The organism is Paenibacillus sp. S02, from assembly GCF_019454065.1.
GTDB classification, from domain to species: Bacteria; Bacillota; Bacilli; order Paenibacillales; family Paenibacillaceae; genus Paenibacillus; species Paenibacillus polymyxa_B.
The window spans coordinates 5,095,910-5,112,924 of sequence record NZ_CP073682.1; the positions used below are offsets into that span (position 1 = coordinate 5,095,910).

The window sequence follows — 17,015 nt, forward strand, 5'->3', positions numbered from 1 at the left end:
TGACGCACCTCCATCAGCCTACCGTTTTTTTGGAATTGCGTTCAGGCAACTGCCCACCAACAGGCTCCTTTGGAATTGAAAAGATCGCTTTCAACGCTCTTCTATAGCCTTGAATGGCAGTATGATTTTTTTTGGGCTTTTCTCTCAAAATCTGATACAACGTCGTCCAGTATAGTGCTGCATAACCAATCGGCCCAGATCCCTCGTCACGCAGCAAATGAATATGATTCATCACCCGCATATAAGTAACCTGCTCCATATTGTCGCGCGAGGACGGCGATTCGTGATGAAGCAGCGTAAGCGCCGGGTTAATGTATAACGGACCGCTTTTCATTGCGATGCGTGAAAGCAATAAATCCTCGCCTACGCTATAGCTTTGCAACCAAGGTACCGGCTCCAGACTGCGAATCGCCTCACGGCGAAATGACATATTGCAGCCATGAAAAAACTGGGTTCTAAACGTCTTCTTGGCCTTATGCCAGTTATACATCGAGCCGGACTGACCGCTGAGGGACAACCTCCCTTTGGACAAAGACTGCTGGAATGACAGCAAGCATCGAATCGTTCCCATGAAGCTGTTAGTCATTCCCTGTGCAATACCGCCGACACCAGCGGCCTGCGGGTAGGCCTCATAGGTACGCATCAACTCATTCAAATAGTTGCTCGGCAGCTCAACGTCATCGTCAAGGAACAAAATGATGTCACCCTGCGCAAGTTCAGCTGTCTTTACACGAGATAACCATAATCCCGGCTGCTCCTTGCGATGATATCGGTAGGTAATTCCCGCTCTGCCCAACTGACGCTCATAACGTTCCAGCACATGTTTCGGCAGTTCTCCGTCGTCAATAATCCATAGCTCGGTTTCACATGCCTCCGGTGCTCCCCCATTGGCAATTGAATTAATGCATCGGGTCAGATCATCAACCCGATTTCGGGTGCACAGAGCAATGGACAAGCTTAACATCATACTCCCCCTTTATCCTGTCAGTGTGTAAAGAAAACAGTTTACTGAACCGCCGGGCCTAAATATTCGTTATATTTTTGCTTGCGCGGATTCAGAATGAACAACACCCCCTGCTTGTATCCATCTGCGGCATTAAAATTGCGGCGCAGCATTTCTTTGAGCATCAAGTAGGATAAGGTCCATAAAAGGGCTCCATACTGAATCACTCCAGCCTTTTTCAAGGCAAGAAAATAATAGTGGTTAATCGCTGTAGCCTTAGCTACTTTGCCCGCCTTATCGCGCGAGCTTGGAGATTCATGATGAATGATGGTTAAGTCAGGATTGATAACCAATTTGCCGTAACGGCTCGCCAACTGGCACATGTACAAATCGTCAGCCACGGCATAACTGGTCATCCACGGATACGGCTTCATGTCCCGAAGCGCATCCCTCCGAAATGACATATTGCAGCCATGGAAAAATTCTGTATCGAAAACCTCAGTCGCTTCGCCCCAACGCAGCAAAGAACCTGCCAGACTACTAGGCGAGAGCTTGCCGAGGGATGAAGACATCTGAAATGTCAAAACGCCCAGCAGCTTTCCTGCCCGGCTCGAATGTAATCCCTTTGCAATCCCTCCAACACCCACAATCGTTTCATCCTGATCATAGGTATCGAGCAAGCGCCGGATATAGAGTTTATCGTCCAGTTCTGCATCATCGTCAAAATACAGCACAATATCATACCGCACAAGGGACAAGGCCTCATAGCGGGATAACCAAACGCCGGGACAACTTTTTTTATAATATTTCAAAACGCTTTGAGGCAATCCGGATACCATGTGACGGTACTGCTCGATCTGTTGGTCGGAAATATCGCCGTCATCAACAATCAGCAGTTCTACAGCTGTATGCTCCAATTGCTGCTGTACTGCAATAGATTGTATACAGCGTGTCAGGTCTTCGATCCGGTTGCGGGTACAAATGATGATGGAGACATCGGACATGCCATTACCTCCTGTGTGTGTATCCAGATGCTTTGGAAGAGATATTCAAAGTTTTTCCAATTGCTGGATTGTATATGTTTATTGTATCTTTGACAGCGTTTTAGTGTATATACCTCTTTTGTATACTTTTTCAGTCTCCAAAAGGGTAGACAATCCTCCAAAAAGAGCAAAAAAATAGGATTGGCTTCTAGTGCCAATCCTGATTTACCCCTGGAAGTCCAGAAACAACGTCGCATTCACATACCGACGTGCCATGGACAAAAAATAACTATTTTGCACCGCTACTGCTGCCACCAGCAAAGTATTACGCACTGCTTCACACTGGTTAGGGGTCAAATGCTGTAAACGGCTGGTGTATTGATCAGCCGCCTGAACCAGCAGCTCCTCTGTCGCACCTTCCTGACGCTGCTGTCCTGTAACGGAATTTCCGTTGTCCTTTGCATAGCCTGCTCCAGCAACATCGAGCAGTTGGTCTCCGTTCGCATCCAGCTCCTCAAACAAAGTTGAATAGGCGGCGTACAAATCGACCGGCTGAATCAGATCGTCCGTATCATCTTCGGGTTGTTGGAACAGGATATGAAATAGCTGACGAATGGATTCAAAATCAAGACATGATTTTAAATCTTCCACAATGAGCAATATAGCTGCCTGGTTGACCGAGTATTTTTTGCCGATCTTCGGAGCGCCGAGAAATTCCTTGAAGTCGCGTTTGACCCAATTTTGCATGGATGCCAGTGAGACATGGCTGTATTCGACCAGTTGACCCAGGGAAACGATCTCCTGCAGCGAAAAGGCTGCGCTGTGCTTACCCTTGATGATTTTATCTAGCACAGGTGTCACGTCGGTGTATAAAAATGTCGGCATCGTGCTCCCAGAACGGGCGAGATGGCTATGAGTGCGCCTCCAGGCGTCCTGCAGAACGGCCAAAGGCTGCAATTCGCGGCGACCTTCCATGGCCAGCAGCAAATGGGCCATATCACGACGAGTAAGGGTAAAAGACTCCATCTGCTTTCCTCCCTTTATTACATTTCAAGTTCATTTGAACTCATCATACGCCCTCAAACTAGGCTTGTAAAGTGAAGCAATGAGACGTCCGGGTTCTATTATGCCTTATTTTCCGTGTAAATTGGAGGTAGGTGACCTGCTACGATTCCATATGAACCTTGTATATTTTCTTTTAAGTTCTTAAAATAAGTTCAAGTGAACTTAAAATGGAGTTCCTTAAAAAATTGAACGAAAAAGGGATGAGTGAAAATTATATGGGTATAGGTGTCAGTCTATTTTTGTTTGCGGTGTTGATTTTATTTAGTGCTTTCTTCGTGGCTACCGAGTTTGCGATTATTAAAATCCGTTCCAGCCGGGTCGATCAGCTGGTCGTGGAGAACCGTAAAAACGCACTGGCGCTACAAAAAGTCGTCAATAATCTGGACGGCTACCTGTCCGCCTGTCAGCTTGGTATTACGATTACAGCGTTGGGACTCGGCTGGCTCGGTGAACCGACCGTAGTCAAATTGCTGGAGCCTCTTTTTCAACAGCTCAACATCAATGGGGATTTTTCACATATCCTGGCCTTTATTATTTCATTCGTCATTGTAACTTACCTGCACGTGGTGATCGGCGAACTGGCTCCCAAAACATTGGCGATCCGCAAAGCGGAAGCTGTCAGTCTGTTAACCTCCCCAGTCATCGTGTGGTTTAACCGGATTATGTATCCGTTTATTTGGCTCCTTAACGGCTCGGCCAATCGTCTGGTTCGTCTGTTTGGTCTTCAACCGGCTAGTGAGCATGAAGAAGCGCACTCTCAGGAAGAAATTCAGATCATTTTGTCCGAAAGCGTGGAAAGTGGTAAGATCAATAACACCGAATATGGCTACGTAAATCGTATCTTTGCATTTGACGAGACCGTTGCCAAAGAAATTATGGTGCCACGTACAGATATGGTATGCTTGTTTACGAATCGCTCGCTAAAAGAAAACATGCTGACTATTCACGAAGAGCAGTATACCCGTTTTCCGGTGGCGACAGACAGCAAGGATCAGATCATTGGTATGATTAATACCAAACAGCTATTCCTTGAGTATGATCGCAATCCCGAGCTTGTTTTCGACAGCCTGATTCAACCGATCTTGACCGTTCCGGAAGTTATCCCCGTCAACACACTGCTGAAACGTATGCAGAAGGAGCAGGTTCATATCGCTCTCCTGGTCGATGAATACGGTGGAACCTCCGGCCTCATTACCATTGAGGACATTTTGGAGGAGATTGTTGGCGAAATTCGGGACGAATTTGATAAGGATGAACGGAAGGAAATCGAGAAACTGACGGAGAACAGTTATTTGATGGATGGTAAAGTGATGCTTTCCGATCTGAGTGATCTGACGGGCTTGACATTGGACGATGAAGACGTGGATACTGTCGGAGGGTGGGTGTATAGCCGGGTTCCGGAACCTAGACAGGGCAAGGAATTCATAGAAGAGAATGTGAAATTTATCATTCGTGAAATGGGTAAAAATCGTATTCGTCGGGTGGAGATTATTTTACACCACACATCCCCCGCATCTGAATTGGAAGCAGAATCGGACACTTCTTCCCGGGAGTGAACCGTGTGACCTGAGCGTTTATCTTTGCACTTGACACTTGCGTTCACTCCTACTGAAATGACATATTTCCAGGGCAAACGACTTAGGTCGTTTGCCCTGCACGCGTGTAAGGAGGAGCTAGTAAAGTGGATATTTTATCTTCTATTATTATGGGAATTATTGAAGGACTGACAGAGTTTTTGCCGGTCTCTTCGACGGGTCACATGATCCTCACGGCTGATCTTCTGGGGTTAAACACAGAGAATGATACGGTCAAAACGTTCGAGGTTATTGTGCAGTTGGGTGCTGTGCTGGCGGTTGTCGTATTGTACTGGCGCAGGTTCCTGAGCTTATTTGATTTCAGACGCAGAATCTCGACCCAGCCGCGCCTGAACCTGCTCCATATTATTTTGGCCATGATCCCTGCGGGTGTGATTGGCGTACTGTTCCGTGATGTAATCAAGCAATACCTGTTTGGTCCTGAAACGGTTCTCTACAGTTTGGTCATCGGAGGCCTGTTGATGATTGCGGCTGAGAAATTCCATCCGCCCATTAGATCACATACCTTGGATGAGATCACGTACAAACAAGCATTTACGATCGGTATGTTCCAAGTCCTAGCTCTATGGCCAGGATTCTCCCGTTCAGGCTCAACCATGTCTGGGGGCCTATTCGCACGTGTAAGCCATACGGCAGCCGCGGAATTTACATTCCTCGTATCTGTTCCGGTCATGCTGGGTGCATCGGGTATTGATATGATCAAAAGTATAGATCATCTGTCTATGAGTGATTTTCCAGTGTTCGCGGCCGGCTTTATTACCGCCTTTATCGTCGGGATGCTGGCGATCAAAACATTCCTCGGTCTGCTCAAACGCTTGAGCCTGACTACGTTCGCCATTTACCGCTTCGTGCTGGCGGCTGTGTTCTTTTTCATTATTTTATAAGCCATCGTTTGGTACCAATAACTAAAAAGGGATATCCATAGGGTCTGAATGATCAGCCTTGGATATCCCTTTTACTATTTTGCAGAAAGGATAGATCGTACTGAACTATCCTTATCATGCGTTCTGATTATTGTTTGGATTCCAGCGTAGTCAAATATTCCGAGATTTGAGCTGGCGTTTTAGCGTATTTGCTGTGCAAATGAGCAATTTTTTCGCCATTACGGAAAACGAGCAGACTCGGAATGCCACGCACTTGATTTTCTTCGGCAATCGGCTGGAATTTCTCCGCATCAAGGGCAAAGAAGCGCTTATCCGCGTTTTCCTCAATAATTCCGTCCATAAATTTATCCAGTGTCTTGCAATCCGGACACCAGGTTGTATCAAATTTCACGACAGTCAGACCGTCACCGTTAATTAAATCCTGATATTGCTGCTGAGATTCGATGCGTTCCATTCGTTGGTCCCTCCTAGAGTGTATTTATAACGTCTCCATATTCACATATGAATTATAAACCGAGGCTTATTCCTATATTGTAATGATTCTTTTATAAATTGCAACTGGGACGGGTACATGTTTGACACTTGTCCTATACTTGCTCAGATTAGCGGTATTGCGCATCATAACGATTGGCTCGGCTGATTTGCTGTAGCGTCTGCCGCTCTTGTTGAGTTAGCGGTGCAATATCCGCCGCAGAAATATTATGCTCCAATTGTCCCAAAGAGCTCGCACCCGGGATCACAGCAGCGACCGTCGGATGAGATAGGCTATAACGGATAGCTGTCTGCCCCATACTGCGCTCTGACCCTGCGAATGCCTTTAATTGCTTACGCACGTCCAGCAACTCAGCTTCTTCGTAGTCCAGATAGCCCTTGGCTACCTTTTCCTCCCCTTTGTCAGCCAATACACCACTGGCCACTGGCCCACGTGCAATCACACTAATCCCTCGCTCCTGAAGTAAAGGTAGTACCTCTTCCTCTGCACGCCGATCCAGCAAACTATACTGATTCATGACACTAACGATGTTCGAGCGTTCGACATATTCACGGATGACATGAGGACGTATCGAGGAAATACCATAATAACGGATGACGCCCTCCCGCTGTAGTTGCTCAAAAGCCTCTATCGTTTCGTCCATCGGATCGTCAATTGTTCCTCCGTGCAGCTGATACAGGTCGATGTAGTCCGTTCCAAGGCGCCGCAGGCTCTCTTTAACAGCAGACAGGATATTCCTTGGATGGGTCCCATCCCCAGCCCTCCTGTCCCGGTATACGCCGGTTGCCGACTTTGGTCGCCAGGATGACCTCCTGCCGCCGTCCACGGATTGCTGTCCCCACAATTTCTTCATTGCGCCCGTGCTGGTACAAATCGGCCGTATCCAACAGGTTTACGCCCCTGTCTAGCGCTTCATGAATCAAGTAAACACCTTGCTGCTCCTCCGTACCGACCGACATACATCCCAAGCCAATCTCACTTACCAGCAAATCTGAAGATCCCAGGCGGTTTTTTTTCATTTATGTTCCCCTCACTTCCAATAACGTATAACTTTAAATTTTTAATATTCCTCTATTGAATCAATTTCATAAATGATTAAACTAACGAAATGTATACTTCATATAGACAAATTAAACCATTTTGATCTATATGTACTCTTTATTAAAGCTACTGAAGGTATTATGAAATTGATTCTATTATACGAAAAAAAATATACAAAAAAAACAACCCCAAAGACATAGAGACTCCACGCTCTCCAATCCTTTGAGGTTGTTGTATGAGATACGTATTCCATTCATGCTATCCGAACAGCCATTGGACGGCCTTAGGAAATTGACGCTGAAAACAATCCACACGATGCGCCGCATCCTGATCCAACTCAAGAAGCACATCTTTTGCATCCAGTCCCTGTGTCCGCAGCACCTCGTGTGCTTGGAGGGTCAGCGGAACCATATCTTTTTGTACATTCGTCTTCACTTCACCTTCACGGGTCCCGACAGATATATAAAAGCGATGTGTCCCATCCCTCACAGTTACACAAGATGCAGATTGCATATAATCAATCATGCCCGGATACCAATACGAGCCTGAGATGGAACCGACGCGTCCGAATACATCCTTATACTTGAAGACGGCATACATGGAAATTAAGCCGCCCAATGAGGCGCCGATGATGCCCGTATGCTCCGTTCCAGTATGCACTGGATATCTTGCCTTAACGTACGGCATTACTTTTGTAACCACAAACGCCAGATAGGCATCTCCGCCACCGCCAAAAGCAGGTCTTCCTTCTACTAAAGCAGCTGCCTTCCAAGGCGTATAATCATCCAGTCGATTTACGGGCTGAATACCTACCAGCACCACACGGGGCAGCTCTCCCGTAGAAAAACCTCTTTCCAGCTCATCCAACCCGCTTAGAAATAAAGAGCTGCCTTCCTGCACATACAGCACAGGATACAGCTCATTATGATTCACGGAGACAGGAGGTGTATAGACGTGTACAAGGTACCCATCTAATGAAATTTCATCTATATGACCTTTCATCCTACACAGTCCTCCATGATGTGAATGTATTCATTACAATGCAGCATCCATTTCCTTGATCATTTCAGATACAGATTCCAGGCCATTACCTGACAGGTACCAGTAGTTAGGATCAAGGTATACAATATGACCGTTTTTAAATGCATTGGTTTTCTTCACCAGTTCATTCTCCATGGTTTGTTTGCCTGTAACCTGTTCCTTGCCTTCTTCGACCACCACAGCTCCACGGTCAACAACAAAAATATAATCCGGATTTTTTTGCTGTACATATTCAAAAGAAACCTTTTGTCCATGCGTGGATACTTTAATGCCAGGATCTACAGGGGTTACGCCAAAAGCATCATGAATGATACCGAAGCGGGATTGTGAGCCATATGCGCTCAGGCTTCCTTCATTTGTCAGCACAATCAGTCCTTTAGCTTTGCTCGCTACAGCCTTGTCATGTACGGCCTTGATGGAGCTATCAATCGCAGCCAGCTCCTGCTTGGCAGCATCCTCTTTATCGAAGATTTGACCCAATGTTTCAACGTTTTTCTTAAAGGAATTGATATAATCCTTGGTGTCTACAGCCATCGAAATGGTCGGTGCAATTTTGCTTAACTCTTTATATGCATCAGCTTGTCTGCCGCCGATGATGATCAGCTCAGGAGACAGATCACTGATTTTCTCGTAATCCGGTTCAAACAGCGTGCCCGCGCTTGCATATTTGGAATCTTTATATTTGCTCAAATACGTAGGAAGATCCTGCTGCGCTACTGCCGCAACGTCAACACCCAGCTTATCCAGCGTATCCAATGAACCGAAATCAAAGACAACGACATTTTTTGGATTAACTTTGACTTGGACTGGGTTTTCATCCAGTGCGTGTTTGACCGAGATGGTTTTGGATTCCGTTGTTGCAGCAGAGGAGCCGTTTCCAGTCGCTTCCTGTGTTGCCGGAGCTGCTTTGCCACAGGCCGACACGATCACTACCAACGCAAGCATCAGCGTTAAAAACATCATATTTTTCTTCATTTAACATTCCCCCTAAGTGAAATAAACGCAAATTTTATGGTCACCGATCTGTTGAATCGGAATATCCATATCGTACAAATCCTTTAATACCTGACTATCAATCATCTCGTCAGCCGTTCCTTGTTTTAGCAACCTGCCATCCTTCATCCCTACAATATAGTCTGAATAGCAGGATGCAAAATTAATGTCGTGCAGCACGACCAGAATCGTTTTGCCAAGATCATCCACCAAACCGCGCAACGTCTTCATAATCTGAACCGAATGCTTCATATCCAGATTGTTCAGCGGCTCATCCAGCAGGATGTATTCTGTGTCCTGAGCCAAAATCATGGCAATAAAAGCCCGCTGTCGCTGTCCCCCACTGAGCAAGTCAATATGCTTATCTTTCATATCCTCCAGTCCCATGTAGGCCATAGACTGCTCCACCATTTTGCGATCCTCGCTGTTCAATCTGCCCTTGGAATACGGAAAACGGCCGAAGCTAACCAGCTCCTTCACGGTTAAGCGGATATTGACATCGTTCGTCTGTTTTAAAATAGATATCTTCCGGGCTAGTTCCTCACTTTTCGTCAGACTCACGGCCTGCCCGTCAATGAGGATTTCTCCCTCATCACTGTCAGTCAGGCGACTGATCATCGACAACAAGGTGCTTTTTCCAGCGCCATTAGGTCCAATAAAGGAGGTAATCGTACCTTTAGGTACAGTGACGGATACCTGATCCACCACATTTTTATTCCCGTAGCGTTTGGATACGTTTTTGACTTCTACCATGATTTATTCTCCCGCAGCAAAAGATACAGGAAGTACACCCCCCCGATAAAGTTAATAATGACGCTGACCGTTGTTGATAAGTCGAATACTCTTTCTGCCAGCAGTTGGCACCCTGCCAACGCGATGACACTGACACAGATGGAGGCCGGAATAATATAACGATGCTGATAGGTTTTCATCACCTGATAAGCCACATTGGCCACAATTAATCCGAGAAACGTAATCGGCCCGACAAGCGCTGTAGAAATGGAAATGAGAATCGCTACGATTACCAGCAGCCTTTTAATGATAAAACCATAAGGAAGACCCAGGTTAATCGCATGCTCCCGTCCGAGCGACAGCACGTCCAGATACTTGATGAATCTCCACGCATAAGCAAATACGAGCACAAGAATGAATATAGAAAGCCACAGTAGTTCGGTGTTTACATTACTGAAGCTGGCAAAGCTCTTGTCTTGGATTTTCGCAAATTCGTTCGGGTCAATCAGTACCTCCATAAAGGTAGATAGACTGTTGAATAGTGTGCCGAACACCAGACCGATCAGCAAAAGTACATAAATACCGCGTCCGTCTTTGCGGAAAATTAATTTGTATAGCAGTCCTGCGAACAGCACCATCAGCCCCACCGACAGCAAAAAGTTCAATTCTTTGCTGGTCGAAATGAAGGGTACGGAACCAAATGCAAAAATAATCGTCGTCTGAATCAGCATATACAGTGAATCCAGACCGATAATACCCGGAGTCAAAATCTTATTATTCGTAACCGTCTGGAAAATAACTGTTGCAAAAGCAATGGAGCCACCTGTCAGAATGAAGGCTGCGATCTTTTTCAATCGTCGTGGCAGCGCATAATGCCAGGTATGCGGAAGATCTATAAACACGAAAGCAGCAATCAACACAAGCGCGGCAGCGGCTAATATTCCGATTTTTAATTTAGGATTCATAAGCCCTTCTCCTCAGCAGCAAATACAAAAACAACGCGCTCCCGATCACACCAACCGTAAGCCCTACAGAAATTTCATACGGATAAATGATCACCCGTCCCAAAATATCGCAAAACAGCACAAAGACGGCGCCCAAGATCGCTGTATGGGCCAGGCTTTTTTTTAGATTATCCCCCATATACATGCTGACTAGATTGGGTACAACCAGCCCCAAAAAGGGAATCGTCCCGACCGTTAAGATGACAACAGAGGAAACCAAAGCCACGATCACCAAACCGACATTGACGGTGCGCTTGTAATGTACACCCAAGTTGGCCGCAAAATCCTCACCCATGCCTGCAATTGTAAAACGATTCGCATATATGTACGCCAACGCAACCAAAGGAACACTAAGATATAGCATCTCGTAGCGACCACTCATGATTAGAGAAAAATCCCCTTGCATCCACGAAGAAATGCCCTGGATCAGATTGTATTTGTAAGCAAAAAAGGTCGTTACCGAATTTAAAATGCCTCCAAACATCAAACCAACAAGCGGGATAAATACCGGGTCCTTGAAACGGATTCTATCCAGTATTTTCATGAAAATCAGTGTTCCCCCTAGAGCAAATCCGAAAGCCGTCAGCATCTTCGTCCAAAATCCCGCCGCTCCAAACACCATAATAGCCATCAGTACACCCAATCGTGCCGCATCCATCGTCCCTGCAGTGGTGGGAGATACAAATCGGTTCCGGGTAAGCTGCTGCATAATGAGCCCACAGATACTCATACTCGCCCCTGCGATAATGATACTGATCAATCGTGGGAATCTGCTAATCAGGAGTACCTGCGCCTGATCGTTGGTTAAGTGGAACACATCAAGTGGAGTTACATCATGAACACCAATAAAAACCGAGGCGAAGGCCAGTACCAGAAAAGCCAGTATTAAATAACGCAATTTCATGTTCTAACCAAGGGAGCCTGTTCTCCAACAACCTGTACCAAGCTTCGGCCCTGTCCTCCCCTCCGAGAATGATAATGATTATCAAAATCAACTAGCATAAATTATATCAGTCATACCGTATCTGTCATTGTGATGAGATTTTAAAGCAGGACAAAAAAGCTGCTGAGAACTTTCTCGACATCCCACCTGGACAAACCAGGGAGCAAATAAGAGTAAAATCCGGTAAACTGGAAATAGAGAGTTTGGGGAGCCCTTTTTTATGTTTATGGTGAGCAGTTCTGGAAACCGAGTTCATTGACTTTGGTTAGTAAAAAAATAGGAGGAGAATGATGAATCACATATTAATCATCGAGGACGATATCGCCTTGAGTAACGGTATTGTTCTTGCTCTTAAAGAACCTAACAACGTATTTACGCAAACGTATGACATAGCTACTGCAAAAGAACATTTGAACGTTACTGCCTTTGGCCTAGTGATTCTTGATGTAAATTTACCGGATGGAAGTGGACTCGACCTTTTAACCCATATACGTAAAACAAAAGCTTTACCAGTCATTGTTCTGACTGCGAATGATATGGAAACAGATGTCGTCACTGGTTTTGAGCTGGGTGCTGACGATTATATCACCAAACCTTTCAGTCTTATGGTACTGAGAGCAAGAGTTGGCGTTCAGCTAAAGAAATCTAGATACTCGCTTGCAGACTCCATTCAGCTAGACAATTTTTCTTTTTCATTCGAGAGAATGGAATTTATTAAGAAGGGTACACCTATTGAACTAAGTAAAACTGAGCAAAAGTTGTTGCGTATCCTAGTCAATAATCGAGGCAACACCGTTTCGCGCGATCATTTGATAGATAGCATCTGGACTGACGGGGCTGAATATGTAGGTGAAAATGCCTTGTCAGTTACGATAAAAAGGCTACGTGACAAGCTTGAGGATCATCCTTCTTCCCCACAATATATTAAAACGGTTTACGGGCTGGGCTACACATGGGCGTTGAAATGACAACACTCCTCTATATATGTATTGGAATTGCCGTTGTTGCTATATGCACCGCTGTGTGTGCTATTATGCTTTATCGCAGGAGCATCTATAAAACAATGAAAACTATTGAGAACATGCTGGATGCCGCGATAAATGGCAGCTTCTCGGAGGATGTCTTTGATGAATCCGTTCTCTCTGCAATAGAAGCTAAATTTGCGAAGTTTCTTTCCATTTGTTCCGTGTCCTCCAAAAATCTGCTTGCCGAAAAGAATAAAATAAATGAGCTGATTTCCGATATTTCACACCAAACGAAAACACCATTGGCCAACATCCTGCTTTATTCCCAACTACTTAGCGAATACGAACTATCTCAGGATACCTCCACTTGTGTGAAAGCACTATCTGCACAGGCTGAAAAGCTTAACTTCCTGATCCAGGCATTGTTGAAAACATCACAACTTGAAACGGGGATTATCACGGTATCGCCGAGGCGGGAATCTGTTCAAAAGCTCCTTGGTGCTGCACTGGAGCAAATTATGCCAAAAGCAGATGCCAAAGGGATTTCAGTTCTTATGAAGGACACAGTTATCCATGCTTATTTTGACCTAAAGTGGACGAGTGAAGCTGTCTATAACATTATGGATAACGCCATAAAATATACAGAGACAGGCGGAAGCATGAATATAAAAGTAATGGCATACGATTTGTTTTGCCGAATTGATATTACCGACAACGGCATAGGGATTGCAGAAAATGAACAAGGGAAGATCTTTACCCGCTTCTATCGCTCCCCCACTGTTAACTCGCAGGAGGGTGTAGGTATTGGACTGTTCTTGGCTAGAGAAATCATCGCTGCGGAGGGTGGTTACATCAAGGTACGGTCACGCTACGGCAGTGGCTCCACCTTTTCTATTTTCCTTTCTATGGATACTTAATTCTTTCAATACCGTTAGATTTCAGAAAGATTGTAGAAAGATTAGTGTGTTAGTGTCTGTACTGTAGATGACTACGATCCAGACATTTTTTTGTGAAGGAGAACGTATATGGCTCTATTAAAAACACAGGAGTTGAAAAAGTATTATGGTAACGGGGATCATACTGTTCATGCTTTAGACGGTGTGAACCTGGAGGTGGAAAGCGGAGAGTTTGTGGCCATTGTCGGTACGTCCGGGAGCGGCAAATCTACCCTTCTCCATATGCTGGGTGGACTTGATCGTCCAACCAGTGGAAACGTTACGATTGACGGCAAGGATATTTTTACACTGAAGGACGAAGAATTGACTATTTTTCGCAGACGAAAGATTGGCTTTGTTTTTCAAAATTACAACCTGGTGCCCGTTTTAAATGTCTACGAGAATATTGTGCTTCCTATTGAACTGGATGGTAAAGAGCCAGACAAAACCCACATAGATAAAATTGTACATACCTTGGGTCTTGACCAAAAGTTGAATAACCTGCCAAACAATCTTTCCGGTGGACAACAGCAACGTGTAGCTATCGCCAGAGCACTGGCAGCCAAGCCCGCCATTATCTTGGCAGATGAACCCACCGGAAACCTGGACAGTAAAACCAGTTTGGATGTGATGGGATTGATCAAAGTATCCAGCCAGCAGTTCCGCCAAACGATAGTGATGATTACCCACAACGAGGAAATTGCGCAAATGGCAGACCGGATCATCCGTATTGAGGACGGTAAAATGGTCGGCGGTGAAGGCAAATGATCAAGGTAAAGAACAAAAAAGTAATCCGCAAGCTGGCAGATAAGAGCTTCAAAGTAAACAAAGCCCGTAACCTCTTTGCTATTGTTGCCATAGCACTAACCTCATTGCTATTTACAACACTGTTCACTATGGGGATTGGCGCTGGGGAAAACTTACAACGGGCGACCATGCGACAGGTCGGTGGAGATGGACATGCCGTACTTAAATATATAACGGATGACGAATTTAGTCATGTCAAGGATCATCCGTTGATCAAGGAAATAGCTTATAACCGTATATTAAGCGACGGAGTTATGAACGATAAATTTCTAAAACGCCACACAGAGTTCTGGTATTACGATGATGTAGGGATGAAGCTTGGTTTTATTGAGCTTAAAGAGGGGCACAAGCCTGCGGCGGAAAATGAAGTGATCGCAGACTCCAAGACGTTGCAGCTATTGGGTGTTCCACTGGAGGTTGGAGCACCTTTGAGGCTAAAGCTTGACATACGAGGTAAAGAAGTACAGCGTAATTTTATCCTATCCGGCTGGTGGAAAAGCGATCCTGTGGTTAATGTAGGACAAATATTCGCTTCTAAAGCCTATGTCGATGCTCATGCTCAGGAATTACAAAGCAACTATAAAAAGGATCACTTCTATACAGGAACCATTAGTGCATATATGATGTTCGACAACAGCCTTGATTTGCAGGGAAAGCTCAGTAAAGTGATTACCGAAAGCGGGTATTCGCTTGACGAAGAGGCACCGAACTATATCGCGAATAATGTAAATTGGTCATACATCTCGACCAATTTTAGTTTGGATACAGAGACAATCATAGCGTTAACTTCTGCCCTGTTACTGATCATGTTTACCGGTTATTTGATTATATACAACATTTTCCAAATATCAGTGATGCGAGATATCCGTTTTTACGGTCTCATAAAGACGATCGGTACAAGCGGCAAGCAGATCCGCCGGATTATTCGCAGACAAGCGCTGATTCTATCAGCGCTTGGAATCCCGATCGGATTGATAGCAGGTTTTTTTATTGGTAAATCGCTCGTGCCTTTTATCATAAATATGAGTGTGTTTAACGGTACCGAGATATCGGTATCCCCTAACCCATGGATTTTTGTCGGATCTGCTCTGTTCGCTCTCATTACCGTAATGATTAGCACTTTCAAACCCGGCAGAGTTGCGTCATCCGTATCGCCAGTAGAAGCAGTCAGATATACAGGTGGAGTAAATAAGAGCAATGGTAAGCTGAAAAAATCAACCGGAGGTGCAAAAATCCACCTCATGGCCCGTTCCAATTTGGGACGCAATAAAAAACGCACCGTTTTAGTGGTTATGAGTCTTTCTTTAAGTTTGGTTCTTCTGAATACAGTATTCACACTATCTCAGAGCTTTGATATGGATAAATTTTTATCCAAATTTAATGATACCGATTTTCTCATTGCTCATGCTGAATATTTCCAGGTTCCCAGCAGCTTCAGCGGCCATGAAAATGAGACCACTGAAAGTTTTATTAAGGCTGTACAGGCACAACCGGGCTTTGAAGAAGGCGGCCGATTGTACGGTGATCTAACAGTTCTCACTGCTGAGAATACAAAAGGAATTATAGATAATACCCAAAACACTGACGCTCGCGGCAACTTCCTTGTAGAAGTGTATGGACTGGAAGATTTACCACTACATCGGCTGCAATTAATTGATGGTGAGCTTGATCTTAAGAAACTGGCTTCTGGTAAGTATATCCTGGAGGGAGTCGAACTGAACGACAACGACAAGCCTTACATGGAAAGCATTCATCATAAAGTGGGAGAAAACGTTACTCTGCATAGTTATGTGGGAACAGCAGATGCTCCACTGGATAGAGAGTATATAACGCATAAGTTTACAGTGCTTGGCCATGTGGGTATCAAATCTACCAATTCGAATCGCCTTTATACTGGCTATAACTTCTACCTCCCTGCGGATATATACAAGTCACTTGTAAAACAGCCCGCTGTAATGAGTTATGCCTTTAATGTATCCTCATCTCAGGAAGCGTCCATGCAGAACTTTTTGAAGCGCTACACTGAAACCATCGAACCGATGATGAACTACGAATCCAAAATCACATCTAGGGACGCTTTATCAGGTATGCAAACTACTATTATAATGATCGGCGGCCTACTTAGCTTGATTATTGGCCTAATTGGTATTTTAAATTTTATAAATGCGATTTTAACCAGCATACTGACCCGACGCAATGAATTTGCTATGCTGCAGAGCATAGGGATGACTAAAAAACAACTGCGGGGAATGCTGATTTATGAAGGGTTATATTATGTTTGGGCTACTAGCCTAACCTCTACTCTATTGGCAGTCCTATTTTCTATTTTGATTGTGAAACCTTTTTGCAACTTACTATGGCTTTTGAGCTATCACTTTATAATCTGGCCACTTGTAGCCTTATTGCCTTTACTGTTATTGCTTGGGATACTTATTCCAGTAGCGGTCTATTCTATGAACGACAAACAAAGTATTGTGGAGCGGCTTCGAGAATCAGAGTAGATTTACCGAGAAAATCCATAATACCAGTGTGAATAATAAAAAGATGACTCCTGATCAATTCGAGGCCACCGAAAAACCAGCCTTTCGTGA

General features: G+C 44.8%; 15 protein-coding genes and 1 pseudogene. 6 read left to right on the forward strand and 10 right to left on the reverse strand.

Features of this window, described 5'->3' with window-relative positions:
- Positions 1-13: 13 nt before the first annotated feature.
- The 3 genes from KAI36_RS22770 to KAI36_RS22780 all read right to left on the reverse strand — a co-directional run bounded on the left by KAI36_RS22770 (position 14) and on the right by KAI36_RS22780 (position 2,952).
- Positions 14-964, reverse strand: a complete 951-nt coding sequence (locus KAI36_RS22770) for a glycosyltransferase family 2 protein (RefSeq protein WP_220028191.1) — start codon at positions 962-964, stop codon at positions 14-16.
- Positions 965-1,005: 41 nt separating this feature from the next.
- The gene (locus KAI36_RS22775; protein WP_220026088.1) at positions 1,006-1,947 is read right to left on the reverse strand and encodes a glycosyltransferase family 2 protein; all 942 of its coding nucleotides are present in this window, start codon (positions 1,945-1,947) and stop codon (positions 1,006-1,008) included.
- Positions 1,948-2,151: 204 nt separating this feature from the next.
- The gene (locus KAI36_RS22780; RefSeq protein WP_025721933.1) at positions 2,152-2,952 is read right to left on the reverse strand and encodes a DUF1836 domain-containing protein; all 801 of its coding nucleotides are present in this window, start codon (positions 2,950-2,952) and stop codon (positions 2,152-2,154) included.
- 206 nt (positions 2,953-3,158) lie between these two features.
- On the opposite strand from KAI36_RS22780, the gene KAI36_RS22785 reads away from it, so the two are divergent.
- A complete protein-coding gene (locus KAI36_RS22785) occupies positions 3,159-4,547 on the forward strand; it encodes a hemolysin family protein (RefSeq protein ID WP_220026089.1) in 1,389 nt (462 codons plus the stop codon).
- A 125-nt stretch (positions 4,548-4,672) separates the two neighbouring features.
- A complete protein-coding gene (gene bacA / locus KAI36_RS22790; protein ID WP_220026090.1) occupies positions 4,673-5,470 on the forward strand; it encodes an undecaprenyl-diphosphate phosphatase in 798 nt (265 codons plus the stop codon).
- Positions 5,471-5,597: 127 nt separating this feature from the next.
- On the opposite strand, the gene KAI36_RS22795 is transcribed toward bacA, so the two are convergent.
- The 7 genes and pseudogenes from KAI36_RS22795 to KAI36_RS22825 form a co-directional block, all read right to left on the reverse strand.
- Positions 5,598-5,924: a thioredoxin family protein gene (locus KAI36_RS22795; protein WP_013312008.1), complete on the reverse strand. Its 327-nt coding sequence runs from the start codon at positions 5,922-5,924 to the stop codon at positions 5,598-5,600.
- A gap of 148 nt (positions 5,925-6,072) precedes the next feature.
- A pseudogene (locus tag KAI36_RS22800) lies at positions 6,073-6,982 on the reverse strand (aldo/keto reductase).
- Positions 6,983-7,262: 280 nt separating this feature from the next.
- Positions 7,263-8,006, reverse strand: a complete 744-nt coding sequence (locus KAI36_RS22805; protein WP_220026091.1) for an alpha/beta hydrolase — start codon at positions 8,004-8,006, stop codon at positions 7,263-7,265.
- Positions 8,007-8,039: 33 nt separating this feature from the next.
- Positions 8,040-9,020 (reverse strand): siderophore ABC transporter substrate-binding protein, encoded by a 981-nt coding sequence (locus tag KAI36_RS22810; protein ID WP_220026092.1) that lies wholly within the window; start codon positions 9,018-9,020, stop codon positions 8,040-8,042.
- Positions 9,021-9,032: 12 nt separating this feature from the next.
- Entirely contained in the window at positions 9,033-9,791 is a 759-nt protein-coding gene (locus KAI36_RS22815) for an iron ABC transporter ATP-binding protein (RefSeq protein ID WP_039273792.1), read from the reverse strand.
- Positions 9,785-10,735: an iron chelate uptake ABC transporter family permease subunit gene (locus tag KAI36_RS22820; RefSeq protein WP_220026093.1), complete on the reverse strand. Its 951-nt coding sequence runs from the start codon at positions 10,733-10,735 to the stop codon at positions 9,785-9,787. The genes KAI36_RS22815 and KAI36_RS22820 overlap by 7 nt, the downstream gene beginning before the upstream one ends.
- Positions 10,725-11,678 carry an ABC transporter permease gene (locus tag KAI36_RS22825; protein WP_220026094.1) on the reverse strand — a complete coding sequence of 318 codons (954 nt, stop codon included), beginning with the start codon at positions 11,676-11,678 and terminating at the stop codon, positions 10,725-10,727. Before KAI36_RS22825 ends, KAI36_RS22820 begins: the two co-directional genes overlap by 11 nt.
- Positions 11,679-12,007: 329 nt before the next feature.
- On the opposite strand from KAI36_RS22825, the gene KAI36_RS22830 reads away from it, so the two are divergent.
- From KAI36_RS22830 to KAI36_RS22845, 4 genes are all read left to right on the forward strand, one after another.
- A complete protein-coding gene (locus KAI36_RS22830; RefSeq protein ID WP_220026095.1) occupies positions 12,008-12,685 on the forward strand; it encodes a response regulator transcription factor in 678 nt (225 codons plus the stop codon).
- The gene (locus KAI36_RS22835; protein ID WP_220028192.1) at positions 12,682-13,599 is read left to right on the forward strand and encodes a sensor histidine kinase; all 918 of its coding nucleotides are present in this window, start codon (positions 12,682-12,684) and stop codon (positions 13,597-13,599) included. The genes KAI36_RS22830 and KAI36_RS22835 overlap by 4 nt, the downstream gene beginning before the upstream one ends.
- Before the next feature lie 108 nt (positions 13,600-13,707).
- Positions 13,708-14,385, forward strand: a complete 678-nt coding sequence (locus KAI36_RS22840) for an ABC transporter ATP-binding protein (protein ID WP_220026096.1) — start codon at positions 13,708-13,710, stop codon at positions 14,383-14,385.
- Positions 14,382-16,925 carry an ABC transporter permease gene (locus tag KAI36_RS22845; RefSeq protein ID WP_220026097.1) on the forward strand — a complete coding sequence of 848 codons (2,544 nt, stop codon included), beginning with the start codon at positions 14,382-14,384 and terminating at the stop codon, positions 16,923-16,925. Before KAI36_RS22840 ends, KAI36_RS22845 begins: the two co-directional genes overlap by 4 nt.
- Positions 16,926-17,015: the final 90 nt, after the last annotated feature.

Coding starts and splice junctions, on each gene's coding strand:
- KAI36_RS22770 (WP_220028191.1), bottom strand. CDS start 964: ATGTTAAGCTTGTCCATTGCTCTGTGCACCCGAAATCGGGTTGATGAT.
- KAI36_RS22775 (WP_220026088.1), bottom strand. CDS start 1,947: ATGTCCGATGTCTCCATCATCATTTGTACCCGCAACCGGATCGAAGAC.
- KAI36_RS22780 (WP_025721933.1), bottom strand. CDS start 2,952: ATGGAGTCTTTTACCCTTACTCGTCGTGATATGGCCCATTTGCTGCTG.
- KAI36_RS22785 (WP_220026089.1), top strand. CDS start 3,159: ATGGAGTTCCTTAAAAAATTGAACGAAAAAGGGATGAGTGAAAATTAT.
- KAI36_RS22795 (WP_013312008.1), bottom strand. CDS start 5,924: ATGGAACGCATCGAATCTCAGCAGCAATATCAGGATTTAATTAACGGT.
- KAI36_RS22805 (WP_220026091.1), bottom strand. CDS start 8,006: ATGAAAGGTCATATAGATGAAATTTCATTAGATGGGTACCTTGTACAC.
- KAI36_RS22810 (WP_220026092.1), bottom strand. CDS start 9,020: ATGAAGAAAAATATGATGTTTTTAACGCTGATGCTTGCGTTGGTAGTG.
- KAI36_RS22815 (WP_039273792.1), bottom strand. CDS start 9,791: ATGGTAGAAGTCAAAAACGTATCCAAACGCTACGGGAATAAAAATGTG.
- KAI36_RS22820 (WP_220026093.1), bottom strand. CDS start 10,735: ATGAATCCTAAATTAAAAATCGGAATATTAGCCGCTGCCGCGCTTGTG.
- KAI36_RS22825 (WP_220026094.1), bottom strand. CDS start 11,678: ATGAAATTGCGTTATTTAATACTGGCTTTTCTGGTACTGGCCTTCGCC.
- KAI36_RS22830 (WP_220026095.1), top strand. CDS start 12,008: ATGAATCACATATTAATCATCGAGGACGATATCGCCTTGAGTAACGGT.
- KAI36_RS22835 (WP_220028192.1), top strand. CDS start 12,682: ATGACAACACTCCTCTATATATGTATTGGAATTGCCGTTGTTGCTATA.
- KAI36_RS22840 (WP_220026096.1), top strand. CDS start 13,708: ATGGCTCTATTAAAAACACAGGAGTTGAAAAAGTATTATGGTAACGGG.
- KAI36_RS22845 (WP_220026097.1), top strand. CDS start 14,382: ATGATCAAGGTAAAGAACAAAAAAGTAATCCGCAAGCTGGCAGATAAG.